Genomic DNA, 12033 nt, shown 5'->3' on the forward strand with positions numbered 1-12033 from the left:
CCGTCCGTTATTGTAGCATCGAATGGTCATGATCGGAAATTTGGCCAGAAAACCCCAGCTACCGATCGAGGTGTTCTTTCTGGGACTCCTTGAACCGTCAGAAATTGTTATTGGTGCAGAAGTGCCTCTGGATTCTGCTGTAAGATAGGTGCATAGACGATATTTACCCCACAGCCATGACCACTTCTCCTGTTCCCCAAGGGGACGATTTTAGGGATCTCCCGATCCGTCCCGTACAATATCGGGATTTGGAAGACATTGAAGCTTTAACCCTGGATGACTTCGATGAGGATATTGATCGTCGCGCCCAAAATTTCCGCACCCAGGTGCAACAGGTGCGTCCTTGGTTTGGGTTGTTTAAAATTCTCAGTCTTTTTCCCAATCCTCTCCAACACCGGTTTCACGTCTATGTGGCCGAGTCCATGGCGGATCGGGGAGAAGAAAGGAAAATTCGCGGGGCAATCCAAGTCACCCCTTTTAATAGTAGTCGCAGCACTTGGCGGGTGGAACAGGTGCGGGTGCATCCGGGGGAGTCTTTAAGCGAACCCAAGGGCATCGGGGCGCAATTACTGCGTTATTGTCTAGAAACGGTTTGGGAAGCACGCACCTGGGTGTTAGAGGTTAATATCAATCAAAAGGACAGTTTGGCGCTTTTCCGGCAACACGGTTTTCAGCCTTTGGCGGAATTAACCTATTGGTCTTTACCACCGCAATTATTACAGGAATTGAGCAAACAAGAGGCAGATTTACCGAATTTACTGCCTGTGAGCAATGCTGACGCTCAATTGCTTTATCAGTTAGATTGTGTGTCTATGCCGCCGCTACTGCGTCAGGTATTTGATCGCCATATCCAGGATTTTAAAATCAGTTTAGTTGATAGTTTGTTCGGTCGCTGTCAAAGTTGGTGCGGCGGTCCGCAAATTAGTCGCGGTTACGTTTTTGAACCACAACGAAAAGCGGCGATCGGTTATTTTGAATTAATCCTATCTAACCAAGATGAGCGACCCCATCAAGCGAAATTAATTGTCCATCCCGCCTACACTTGGCTCTATCCTAAGTTATTAATCCAGATGGCCCAGATCACTCGCAAGTATCCCCCTCGCTCGCTAGAGTTGATATCTGCTGATTATCAGCACGAAAGACGGGAATATCTGGAACAATTGGGAGCGATCCGCAGTTCCCACACCCTGATGATGTCGCGCTCGGTATGGCACAAAATCCGCGAAACTAAGCCGGAAAATTCCGCCCTAGCAGAAATGCTGCAGGGTTTACAACCAGTGCCGCGAACTCCCATCCCTAGTCGGATGTCTTGGTTAAAATGGCCCAATAATCCCCCCCTGGACTCCCTCGACAGTACGGGGGAACTTCCCCCAGTTAAACCGCCCTCGGAACCCCCCGATCAGGGGCATCCAGTGTAATGGAAAGAGTCGCCGCCCTGGGCTTGGATATCGGCAAAAAACGGGTAGGAGTGGCAGGATGTGACGGTACAGGTTTAATCGCCACCGGTTTAACCACGATTATCCGTTCTTCCTTTGTTGCCGACATAGCACAGTTTAAGGCAATTGTCAAGGAAAGAAATATTAAGATTTTGGTGGCGGGACTGCCCTATACCATGGCGGGAGAGTTAGGATTTCAGGCCAAACAGGTGCAAAAATACGCCGAGAAACTAGCGATCGCCTTGGATTTACCCCTCGAATACATTGATGAGCGTTGCACGTCCCTAGAGGCAGAAGAATTCTTAAAAGCCAAAAAACAGTTTTCCTCTTGGGATAAGGGAGCGATCGATCGGGAAGCGGCGGCGATTATTTTACAACAATGGCTCGATCGCCGACGGCGAGTTAATAATTCAGGAGACGGGAGACAGGAGACAGGAGACAGGAGACGGGAGACAAATTAATAAATACTCTTGCCTCTTGCCTGTTGCCTCTTGCCTTTCCTAACCGATAACTGATAACTGAATTTAGATAGAGACTTCGCTTAATTCGCGAGTGAGATGGTCAAAGGGTTCAGCGATCAAAGAGGTGTCGGCAATACCCGCCTCAGTAGCCATGGTTTGAATCATTTCGCTCATGATTTGGATACCGCGCACCGTCGGACCGATGGGAACACCGAGGGAATTATAGGTTTCCCGCAGTCCTTGCAGTACCCGCTCATCTAGAACATTAGTATCAGCAGCCACCAGCGCATAACTGGCATAGCGGAGATAGTAATCCATATCCCGCAGACAGGCAGAATAACGACGGGTGGTGTAGGCATTACCCCCGGCGCGGATCAATTCGGGAACTTCTTCAAATAGACGAATCGCCGCCCCACGCACGAGCGCCGCCGAATTAGCGTTAATGAGGGCGGCGGCAGCTAGACGGGCAGTTCCCGAGGCAAAATATTGTTTAAGATTATCGATCGCATCTCGATCGAGATAACGTCCGGTGACATCGTATTTTCTAATCAGGCTAGTTACCGCGTCTCGCATTATTAAGTTTCTCCCAACAGCAATAAAGACATTTTTGAGTTTCGCTTTATTTATAATCTCACAGGGTTGAACTTCGGGGGACATCCCTAGTCTAACTCTCTTGCTTGTCTAACAATTTGTTGTTTTTTTGAGACATTTCTTTACATTTAAGGCATTGGCTGGACTTGCTCTGGGTGGCGGAATTATCCCTTATTAGTCGAGTTGGTGGACGAGGCACTCAAAATGACGAGATTATCCCGATGAATAATGGTTTCTGCGGCCATATAACCCAATAAACTGGCAATACGCTCGGAATGTTGACCTTTAACTCGATCGACCTCCTCACTACTATAATTAACAATTCCCCTGGCCACTTCCCGGCCTTCTTGATCGCACAATTGCACCGATTCGGAGGCGCTAAATTCCCCTGCCACTTTGGTAATCCCGGCCGCAAGGAGAGATTTTCCCCCCTGACAAATGGCTCGAATTGCCCCGGTATCGAGATAGATTTTACCCATGGGCAGTAGTCCGTAGGCGATCCAGCGTTTGCGGGCGTTATCACTGCGTTTTTGGGCTTCAAAACGGGTTCCAATCGCCTCTCCTGCCATAATTTTTAAGATATTGCCGGGCTGCCGTCCCCTAGTAATCGCCATTTCTACCCCGGCGCTGGTGGCAATCCGGGCCGCGGCCAATTTAGTCGCCATACCCCCGGTCCCCCACTGACTGCCACTACTACCGGCATCGATCGATAGTTGCGCCAATTCTGCGGGACTAACTCGGGCAATAGCCGCCGCTTCGGGAAATAGCCGCGGATCGGCACTGTAGAGGCGATCCACATCGGTGAGGATAAATAACCAGTCAGCCTCGATTAAACTGGCTACAAGGGCTGATAAAGTGTCATTATCGCCGAATTTTAACTCATCGATCGCCACCGTATCATTTTCGTTGACGATGGCAATTACCCCTAATTCAAACAAAGCCTGAAAAGTATTATAGGCGTTGACATAACAGGTGCGTTCCATCAATTCGGGACGGGTCAGCAAAATTTGGGCGATCGGTTGACCAAGACTGGTAAAGAGGTCATCATAGATCCGCATCAGACGACCTTGACCGACGGCGGCGATCGCTTGTTTGAGGGCGATTTTTTTCGGTCTTTCCTGTATTCCCAGACGACGGCAGCCCACCCCCACGGCCCCGGAAGATACTAATACCACCCGATGACCGGCGGCACGCAACCGGGTGAGGACTTCCACTAAAGCGGCGATCGTGGAGAGGGATAATTGGCCGGTTTGATTATCGGTCAAACTGGAAGTACCGATTTTGATCACTATGGTTTGGTTCATTGTCAAAGGGTGTGGGGTGTGGGGTGTAGGGTGTGGGGTGTGGGGTGTAGGGTGTGGGGTGTAGGGTGTGGGGAGAAACAATTCATAACTTGAGAGTTAATCACACTATTAAAAACGGATTTGGTATTAGATTTATTCAGCCAGCCCTAGATAGCCAAAGCTTTGATGGCAACTTTAATTAAAGTATAAAAACGGGGTTCAGTCACGTTGACTTCTCTCGCTTGTTGTCGATTTTTGCCTAATAAACCAATGCGCTGGCCTTTCTGGACGACTAAAATATCGCCCTGTTCATTTTTGATGCGAATCTCGTTTAAATCACCCCAAAAACTACATTGATACATTTTTTCGGCGTGCATAAAAATTGCTTTTTTAATATTATTATTTTCTTGGGGTAATCGCACTCCCACTAATTCAATTTCTATGGTTGTATTACCATTCCAAGTATTTTCTTTGAGTTTATAGGCAATATCTAAACGAGTTGGTAAAGGACAATATTCGCCCCAACGCCAAGCTAGGGCTTTAATTCTGGTATCATCCCTTTGAGCCAGCAATAATTTTAAATGATTTTTTCCGATAGTTTTCTGTTCCACTACCCGCACGTTAGGAGTCCAAAAAACGGGTAATTCATTGCCAATTCCCCAGGGTTGCAAACTATCAATTTCTTGAAAAAGTTGCAGGTTTATTTGTTTAAAGTCGAGGATAGTATCAATTTTAATTAAAGGTTTTAAATGTTCTATTTGTAAAATTTTGTGAGAAAATTGACTTAATCTTTGTTTAAATGCTAGTAAATTAGCTGTGGGTAAACTAAAACCCCCCGCCATTTTATGACCGCCAAATTTTCCTAGTAAATCTTGGCAAAATTGCAGGGCTTCAAAAACGTGAAATTCTTCAATTCCTCTGGCAGAGCCGCGAATTTTATCCGGATCTTCTTCCTCGTAAGTACCGATAAAAACTGGCACTCCGTAGCGTTCCACTAAACGGGAGGCCACAATACCAATTACCCCATGATGCCAATCTTTTTCGACTAATACTAAAACTCGATCTTTTTGCCAAAGAATCGGGGTTTTTTCCACTAATTTAATCGCTTCTTCTTCAATTTTTTCGCACAATTCTTGACGGGTACGATTAATTTGTTCGCACTGCATCGCTCTTTCTAAGGCAATTCCTGCATCATCGGTGGTTAATAATTCAATAACTATCTGGGGATCACCAATTCTGCCAATGGCATTAATTCTCGGCCCCAATTTAAAGCCAATATCATCCGGTTGTAATTGCTTTTGTTCCTCGCTAATTCCCGCTATTTGCATCAGGGATTGAATCCCGACTAATTGAGATTTGGGTAATTTTCTTAAACCCCGTTTTAACCAGCGACGATTTACCCCGATTAATGGGGCTAAATCTGCTATAGTGCCTAGGGTAAATAATGCTAATAATGACTCGGTTAATCCCTGTAATTTACCCATTTTTTGGGCAGTTGTCACCGCTAAAATATAGGCGACTCCCACCCCCGCTAATCCCTGATAGGGAGAGTTCGGGGTTAATAATTTCGGGTTGAGAATAGCGGAGGCATTTGGTAAAATTGGCGGCAGATCGTGATGATCGGTGATAATAACTTTTAATCCTAATTCTATCGCTAGGGCGATCGGTTCGTGAGCGGAAATGCCATTATCAACGGTGAGAATCAATCCGACTCCCGATTCGGCAAATTCTTCGACAATGCGCTGATTAATTCCGTATCCCTCTTTCATGCGACTGGGTATGGCATGATTTACCCTAGCACCGAGATGTCTCAAGGCTCTTAACAGTAAAGATGTACTGGTCATGCCATCGGCATCGTAGTCCCCACAGATAGCAATTTTATCGCCAGAGGCGATCGCTTTTACTAATAAATTGACACTTTTTTCTAAGTCGGGAAATTCTCCCAGGGGAGAGGGTAAGGTATCCACTTCAGGATCAATATAAATTTTAGCTAATTCTGGGGTATCAATACCGCGATTAATTAAGATAGTTGCTAATAAGGATGATAATCCCATTTCCCGCGCTAACCCCTCGATTTTTTCGGGATTAGTTGCGGCAATATACCAGCGTTGGATGGGATATTTGTAGTCCATTTTTTATCAGGAGTCAGGAGTCGGTCGTCAGGAGTCAGGAGAGTTGCCTTCAGGAATTATCAGTGACTCTTAGACTGGTACAAATATATAAACAAATGCGTCTAAGCATTTCACCGAAAAACTAATGCACAGGAGGTTCGGGGGATAGAACCCCCCAAGAGTCTGAATTATAAGACAAAAAACCCAGAAAGCACAGTTTTAAAAAAAAGATTATCAGGGAATCCCAACTGAGTAGATTCACAAATAGGAGATGTACCCAGCGTAACGCACCAAAAACAAGGTTAAAAGCGGATTTGGATAGCCCCAGCAGGAGGTTGAAAGGGGAGATTATTATTATTAATTCTCAGGGGAGAAGCAGGTACTACCTGCACATTTGGGGTGGTGGGTTGACTTTCGTTGGTACTCAGTAAAGTCAATTGATTAATACTAGAATTAATCGCAAATTGTTGGGTAATGACTCCCGACGGACAACAGGAAGGATCCCGGGGGAGAAATCTTCTCATGTTGACGGTGATCATACCATCTTTAGCACTCAGATTATCGACAATTACTCGATCGGCTAACAGGACAGTATCGGTGTTAGTGGCAGTACCGTTATTATCGATCACTAGGGCTAAATAATGTAATTGCTGTTGCTCTCTAGTAATTACTCTTAATACGACAATACCATCAGTTCTTTGATCATTATTATAGTCCCCCATCAAAGCTTCTCGACTGACTTGCACTCCTAAAATCTGTCCCTCATTGGATTGAAAAATACCATCGCTGACAATTACGGAACCCCGATTGGGAATGTTATAGACGGTATTTCTTAAATTATCGACGCTCAGGGGTGTAGATTGGGCAAGTAAGGGCAGAGAATTGTTTAATAGTAAACTGATACCTAGGAGGATAGATTGAGGCAAAATTGCTAATTTAATCATGGTTGTAATGGGTTGGGTATATTTTCTTGAGTATCGAATAACTGCACGTTATTGATGGTACAAACCATCCCCTGTTGTGCGGCTAATTTATCTCGCCATTGGCTTAATTGTTGTTGACCATTACTACCATTTAACCAGTAAACTGTCAAGAGGCCGAGGGTTTGTTCTGGTTCACAGGAAAAGCCGAGAGTTTGAGCGGGTATATCGGCATTTCCTTCACCACATTGCCAACCTTGTTTTTCAATTAATTCTTTCCAACCTTCCTCTTCTTTGGCAGCCACGGCAATGCGTTGATCCCCTCGGTTACAAACCCAATTTTTCTGCTGGGTGGGATCATTGGGTAGATCACCAAGATTGGGGGAATTTTGCTTAATTGGGGGCAGCGAGGGGACTTGAGCATGAACGGAAAAAATCGGTAGTATTAACCAAGTACCGATGAGCATTTTTAACAGTTTCATCCTTTAAAATTGCCATATTTAGGGATTTATGCCTTTAGAATATCACGTTTTTGAGATATAGATAAAATACTCTCTTAAGATATGTTTAAATCTTTAATTATGGTTTCGATCGCATCAAAGGAAAATTCTCCGGCTAACTGTTGTAAACCTTGGGCAAGGGTGGCATAATCGGGGGGAATTTCTGCGGTTAGGGCGATAATTTTTTCATCATCACATTCTCGCGCCGCTTGTTGCAATTGTCTAATCCAGTCGGGACTGATTAATTTTAATAGGGATTGCAGGGAATCGAGGAAAACTGGCGAATAATTGGGTTGATTTGGCTCATTATCGGCATAAATATATTTTAATCCTAGATATTCGCTCATTTTTTGCCAGATAACTTCCTCTCGGAAAGGTTTACGCACGAAATCATCACAACCGGCGGCAATAACCAAGGCGCGATCCTCTTCAAAAGCGCTGGCAGTTAGGGCAATTATCACCGTTTTTCCCCGATTATCAGCCTCTAACTGCCGAATTTCCCTAGTTGCTTCGTAACCGTCCTTCACTGGCATTCTCATATCCATCCAGATAAGATGAGGTTGCCATGCTTGCCAAATTGCGATCGCTTCTTGACCATTAGCGGCCTCTTGCACGGATAATCCTAGGCTAGTCAGGAGTTTCAGCAACAGTAAACGGCTTTCCGGTCGATCATCGACGACTAATATGCGATATTTAGGCTGAGTTTCAGCTAAAGCGATAACTTTTGCCCTATGGGTTTCGGTTTTAATCTCATTTTCCCCCACTAAACCCACCTGAATATCAAAACTAAAAATACTTCCTTGACCCAGAATACTACTAACTCCGATCGCACCCCCCATCAACTCAACAAATTTTTTACTGATAGGTAAACCCAATCCTGTCCCCTGTTGGGATTTTCGTCCCGTTTCCGTTTGGTTAAAGGGTTGAAATAGCTTATAAATCTCCTCTGGGGCGATTCCTGCGCCTGTATCTTCAATTTGCCAGAGCAATCGCTGATAATCTCCTCTTTTCTCCCCTACTTTTACCCGGAGAGTCACCCCTCCCGACTCGGTAAACTTTAATCCGTTACCCAAGAGATTGATTAACACCTGTCGCAATTTACTTTCATCAGTACATATATATTGAGGCAGATTGGAGCTGCGATCAAAAATTAAGCTTAAAGCTTTTGCCTGCGCTTGTGGGCGGAGCATTTCGGCAATATTATCTAAAAGAGCGTATAAATCGAAATTACTAGGGTTAAAAACCGTTCTTCCCGCTTCTATCTTCGACATTTCTAGAATATCGTTGATTAACTCCAATAAATGTTCCCCGCTACGATTGACAATTTCCAAATATTGACGATATTCACTGCTGATGCCGCTATCCCGGGATATTAAGCGAGTAAAACCCAAGATAGCATTAAGGGGAGTGCGTAATTCGTGGCTCATGTTAGCTAGAAACTCACTTTTAGCTTTATTTGCCTTAACTGCCGCTTCTTTAGCCTCTTTTAATTCTTTTTCCGCTTCATATCTACTTTGTGCGATCGCAATTAATTCTCCCACCAACCGCACAAAGGTGACATCTTCCTTCGTCCATTGCTTTTCTGCAGCGGCATCCAATCCCAGATAACCCACCGTTACCCCGGAACTATCCCACATGGGAACGATTAAGAGACAGGGAGTAGAACTATGAGCGAGAATAGTTCTTTCAGGGATAGCAGTAGCGGGTAAATCGTCTAAAGAGTTCAGTTTAACCGGAATACCGTTTAATAATTGTTCCGAAAACCAAGGAAAGCTTTCCGTCGAGAGATTTTGTGATTGTTCCCGAATCGGGATAACTTGCGGATAGTCGGGGTGACAGTATTCATAAACCATACTCCACTGCTGACGACAGGTGGAATATTGAATAATGTAACAGTGAGCGCTCTGGGTAAATTGACAGAGCAGTTCTAGGGTATGATCGATCGCCAAGTGGATATCTTGAGAAATTAGTAATCTTGTCACCCGCGAGAGCAAATTATCGCGATAGGCCTGCATTTCTAGGGCTTTTTCCCGTTTTTTAGACTCTAGTTCCTCAAAATCACTCATAATCAGTTATCAGTTATTAGTTATCAGTTATCAGATGTCAGTTATCAGATGTGGGTTTTCAGTTCACTGATTACTGTTCACTGTTCACTGTTCACTGAAAAAAAGTTCCCCATCACCCCATCTCCTGTCTCCCGACTCAAAAAACAGGAAACTTTTCCCCTATTATGTTCTATAGGAATTTTACCGAATCAATATGCTCAAATTATTAGCTTCTCTCCTTCTCTCCTGCTGTATAGCCTTGGCTGTTTCCCTATCACCAGCTGCTGCTATGGGAGTCTATGACCTCCCCATTTTAAGCCCCGGAGCGCCCACTTATGTGGTCGATCCTGTTTCGGCCATTAGTGCCGCTAACGAGGGAAAATTAAATAAAGACCTGAAAAATCTCGCCGAAAAAACCGGCCAAGAAGTAAGAATGGTAGTGGTCCGGCGCTTGGATTACGGTCAAAAAATTGACAATTTAGCCGATGATATCCTGAGAGAATGGTATCCTAATCCTGAAGATCGGACTAATCAAACTATCATCGTCCTTGATACTTTAACCAATAAAACTGCTATGCGGGTTGGGGAGGAAGCAAAACCCCTATTAACCGATGCTATTGCCGATAGTATCCTTTCGGAAACTATGGCGGTTCCCCTCAAAGATGGGGGAAAATATAATCAAGCTTTACTCGATGCTAGTCGTCGTCTAACGGCGGTACTTTCTGGAGAAGCGGATCCCGGACCGCCGGAAGTAGCGACAATTAATATCGAAAGTACTTTTACTACCGCAGAAGAAACTGACGATAAAAACGCCACGATTTGGGTGATAGTTTTACTGGTTTTAGCCACAGTAATCCCCATGGTTACCTATTTTTGGTACGCTGGTTTTGGTCGATAAATTAAATTAATTATCTGGGACTGATACAGCTAAAATATTCTCAGAGATAGCTCAATTCTCAGCCTGTATGAGCAAAATAAAGTAACTTCTGGTAGTAGATTTTAGTTGTGTCAGTTCACCCCATTTACTTAACCTTAATAACTAATGTCTAGACTGGTAAATAAATTACAATCCTATTATCGAGAGGAGGAAGGAACTTACTTAATTGAAATTAAACTTAATCAGTTACAGCAAGTCTTTAATTCTCTCGATCCTTCGCCATTTTTAGATAGAGATTTAGACGATAACGCCGAAAATTATATTATTAACTCTGTGGATGAATTCCCCCTAAATACCCCCCTTAAATTAGTCTTTTATCTTCCCAGTCAAGAAGAGAACAACGCCCGACATCTGTTACCCTCAGCTTTACATAATTATTTTGACTATCGCCAACAGGTAGAACAAAGAAAATTACGGACAATTTGGCGACAGGGACGCATATCTTTAATAATTGGTCTCTCCTTTCTTTTTGTTTGTTTGAGTCTTAGCGAATTAATTAGTCGTTTTGGCAGCGATACATTTATTCACTTCTTAGAAGAAGGATTATTAATTAGTGGTTGGGTGGCCCTCTGGCGACCTTTAGAAATCTTTCTTTACGAATGGTGGCCTGTCAGTTATCAACAAAAAATTTTTGCTAAACTAGCCTACATCCCCATTGAAATCCGTCTCTTAGAGGAACCATCCACCCCAGACTCTTTTCGATAGAGCTAATCCTGCCGATGGCTTGTCTTCAAAGTTACAAAGCTTTTAGTTGAGGCGGTTTATAATAAAATTAACTCTGTATTAAGCTTATCGGTTTTCAGCTTGGCTATTACTTTCTCCTCAAACTTTTAACTAAGTAGTCGGGCCTAACTTTTTTCAGTCTGGCGATTATTGGCGTTTCATCCCGACAAATCCTGACAAAATTGCTATCTAGATAGGAGTCCTAATGTTAATCCGTGTTGGTTATGAATTTGGCTTTGATGCACCCTTACCCGTGGTCATGTTGTTAAAACTTTATCTACACCCCTCAATTTTAGCTCAAGTTAGACAATCGGAAAATTTGCAGGTGGAACCAGCAACAAAAATAGAAGAATTTTTAGATAGCTTCGGTAATCGAACCAGTCGTCTAATTTTACCCGACGGACAGATTCGCATTCACAATGAAGCGGTTATCGAGAATGAATGGAAACCTGATATCGTTAATTGGAATGCCCAAGAAATTCCCTTAACAGAGTTACCAACCCAAGTTTTTCCCTACTTAATGAGTAGCCGTTATTGTGAAGTAGATTTGCTTTCGGAAATTGCCTGGGAACTTTTCGGACAAACTCCCCCCGGTTGGGCAAGGGTACAAGCGGTTTGTGATTGGGTTCATAGTCACATTCGTTTTGGTTACGAATACGCGCGGGTGACAAAAACCGCCTATGATGTCTATCGGGAAAGAACGGGGGTTTGTCGCGATTTTAACCACCTAGCTTTGACTTTTTGCCGTTGCCTAAATATTCCTGCTCGTTATGCCTCTGGATATCTCGGAGATATCGGTATTTCTCCCCAACCTCTACCGATGGATTTTAGTGCTTGGTTTGAAGTCTATTTAGACCATCAATGGTACACTTTTGATGCTCGTCATAACACCCCCAGAATCGGGCGAATTTTAATGACTCGCGGCTTAGATGCCGTTGATGCTGCCCTAACAACTTCTTTTGGTCAAGTAAATTTAACAAAATTTAAAGTATGGACGATCGATGTTTCCCATCTCTATGCTTAATC

Annotated in this window: 11 protein-coding genes; 5 read left to right on the forward strand and 6 right to left on the reverse strand. The window is 43.9% G+C overall.

Features of this window, described 5'->3' with window-relative positions:
• Positions 1-176: 176 nt before the first annotated feature.
• Both RAM70_RS18445 and ruvX read left to right on the forward strand, forming a co-directional pair.
• Positions 177-1418: a GNAT family N-acetyltransferase gene (locus RAM70_RS18445; protein ID WP_045359262.1), complete on the forward strand. Its 1242-nt coding sequence runs from the start codon at positions 177-179 to the stop codon at positions 1416-1418.
• On the forward strand, positions 1418-1897 hold the full coding sequence (gene ruvX / locus RAM70_RS18450; RefSeq protein ID WP_288000349.1) for a Holliday junction resolvase RuvX: 480 nt from the start codon (positions 1418-1420) through the stop codon (positions 1895-1897). Before RAM70_RS18445 ends, ruvX begins: the two co-directional genes overlap by 1 nt.
• A gap of 63 nt (positions 1898-1960) precedes the next feature.
• On the opposite strand, the gene apcB is transcribed toward ruvX, so the two are convergent.
• From apcB to RAM70_RS18480, 6 genes are all read right to left on the reverse strand, one after another.
• Entirely contained in the window at positions 1961-2470 is a 510-nt protein-coding gene (apcB, locus tag RAM70_RS18455) for an allophycocyanin subunit beta (protein WP_002802766.1), read from the reverse strand.
• Positions 2471-2652: 182 nt separating this feature from the next.
• Complete coding sequence (gene proB, locus RAM70_RS18460) at positions 2653-3792, reverse strand: glutamate 5-kinase (protein ID WP_045359259.1); 1140 nt, start codon at positions 3790-3792, stop codon at positions 2653-2655.
• 146 nt (positions 3793-3938) lie between these two features.
• Entirely contained in the window at positions 3939-5903 is a 1965-nt protein-coding gene (recJ, locus tag RAM70_RS18465; protein ID WP_312675034.1) for a single-stranded-DNA-specific exonuclease RecJ, read from the reverse strand.
• 281 nt (positions 5904-6184) lie between these two features.
• A complete protein-coding gene (locus RAM70_RS18470; protein ID WP_045359254.1) occupies positions 6185-6826 on the reverse strand; it encodes a hypothetical protein in 642 nt (213 codons plus the stop codon).
• Positions 6823-7284, reverse strand: a complete 462-nt coding sequence (locus RAM70_RS18475) for a hypothetical protein (RefSeq protein ID WP_045359253.1) — start codon at positions 7282-7284, stop codon at positions 6823-6825. Before RAM70_RS18475 ends, RAM70_RS18470 begins: the two co-directional genes overlap by 4 nt.
• Positions 7285-7358: 74 nt before the next feature.
• Positions 7359-9368 (reverse strand): ATP-binding protein, encoded by a 2010-nt coding sequence (locus RAM70_RS18480; protein ID WP_312675037.1) that lies wholly within the window; start codon positions 9366-9368, stop codon positions 7359-7361.
• A 193-nt stretch (positions 9369-9561) separates the two neighbouring features.
• Between RAM70_RS18480 and psb32 the strand changes: the two genes are divergently transcribed.
• From psb32 to RAM70_RS18495, 3 genes are all read left to right on the forward strand, one after another.
• On the forward strand, positions 9562-10245 hold the full coding sequence (psb32, locus tag RAM70_RS18485; RefSeq protein ID WP_312675039.1) for a photosystem II repair protein Psb32: 684 nt from the start codon (positions 9562-9564) through the stop codon (positions 10243-10245).
• 144 nt (positions 10246-10389) lie between these two features.
• Positions 10390-10989 carry a hypothetical protein gene (locus RAM70_RS18490; protein ID WP_288000351.1) on the forward strand — a complete coding sequence of 200 codons (600 nt, stop codon included), beginning with the start codon at positions 10390-10392 and terminating at the stop codon, positions 10987-10989.
• Positions 10990-11212: 223 nt separating this feature from the next.
• Positions 11213-12031, forward strand: a complete 819-nt coding sequence (locus RAM70_RS18495) for a transglutaminase-like domain-containing protein (RefSeq protein ID WP_312675041.1) — start codon at positions 11213-11215, stop codon at positions 12029-12031.
• The last annotated feature ends 2 nt before the right edge of the window (positions 12032-12033 follow it).

The organism is Microcystis wesenbergii NRERC-220 (assembly GCF_032027425.1).
Lineage (GTDB): Bacteria > Cyanobacteriota > Cyanobacteriia > Cyanobacteriales > Microcystaceae > Microcystis > Microcystis wesenbergii_A.

Bases quoted from the DNA above. Each gene is read 5' to 3' on its own strand.
- apcB (WP_002802766.1), bottom strand. From the start codon at position 2,470: ATGCGAGACGCGGTAACTAGCCTGATTAGAAAATACGATGTCACCGGA.
- RAM70_RS18475 (WP_045359253.1), bottom strand. From the start codon at position 7,284: ATGAAACTGTTAAAAATGCTCATCGGTACTTGGTTAATACTACCGATT.
- recJ (WP_312675034.1), bottom strand. From the start codon at position 5,903: ATGGACTACAAATATCCCATCCAACGCTGGTATATTGCCGCAACTAAT.
- RAM70_RS18495 (WP_312675041.1), top strand. From the start codon at position 11,213: ATGTTAATCCGTGTTGGTTATGAATTTGGCTTTGATGCACCCTTACCC.
- ruvX (WP_288000349.1), top strand. From the start codon at position 1,418: ATGGAAAGAGTCGCCGCCCTGGGCTTGGATATCGGCAAAAAACGGGTA.
- proB (WP_045359259.1), bottom strand. From the start codon at position 3,792: ATGAACCAAACCATAGTGATCAAAATCGGTACTTCCAGTTTGACCGAT.
- psb32 (WP_312675039.1), top strand. From the start codon at position 9,562: ATGCTCAAATTATTAGCTTCTCTCCTTCTCTCCTGCTGTATAGCCTTG.
- RAM70_RS18490 (WP_288000351.1), top strand. From the start codon at position 10,390: ATGTCTAGACTGGTAAATAAATTACAATCCTATTATCGAGAGGAGGAA.
- RAM70_RS18445 (WP_045359262.1), top strand. From the start codon at position 177: ATGACCACTTCTCCTGTTCCCCAAGGGGACGATTTTAGGGATCTCCCG.
- RAM70_RS18480 (WP_312675037.1), bottom strand. From the start codon at position 9,368: ATGAGTGATTTTGAGGAACTAGAGTCTAAAAAACGGGAAAAAGCCCTA.
- RAM70_RS18470 (WP_045359254.1), bottom strand. From the start codon at position 6,826: ATGATTAAATTAGCAATTTTGCCTCAATCTATCCTCCTAGGTATCAGT.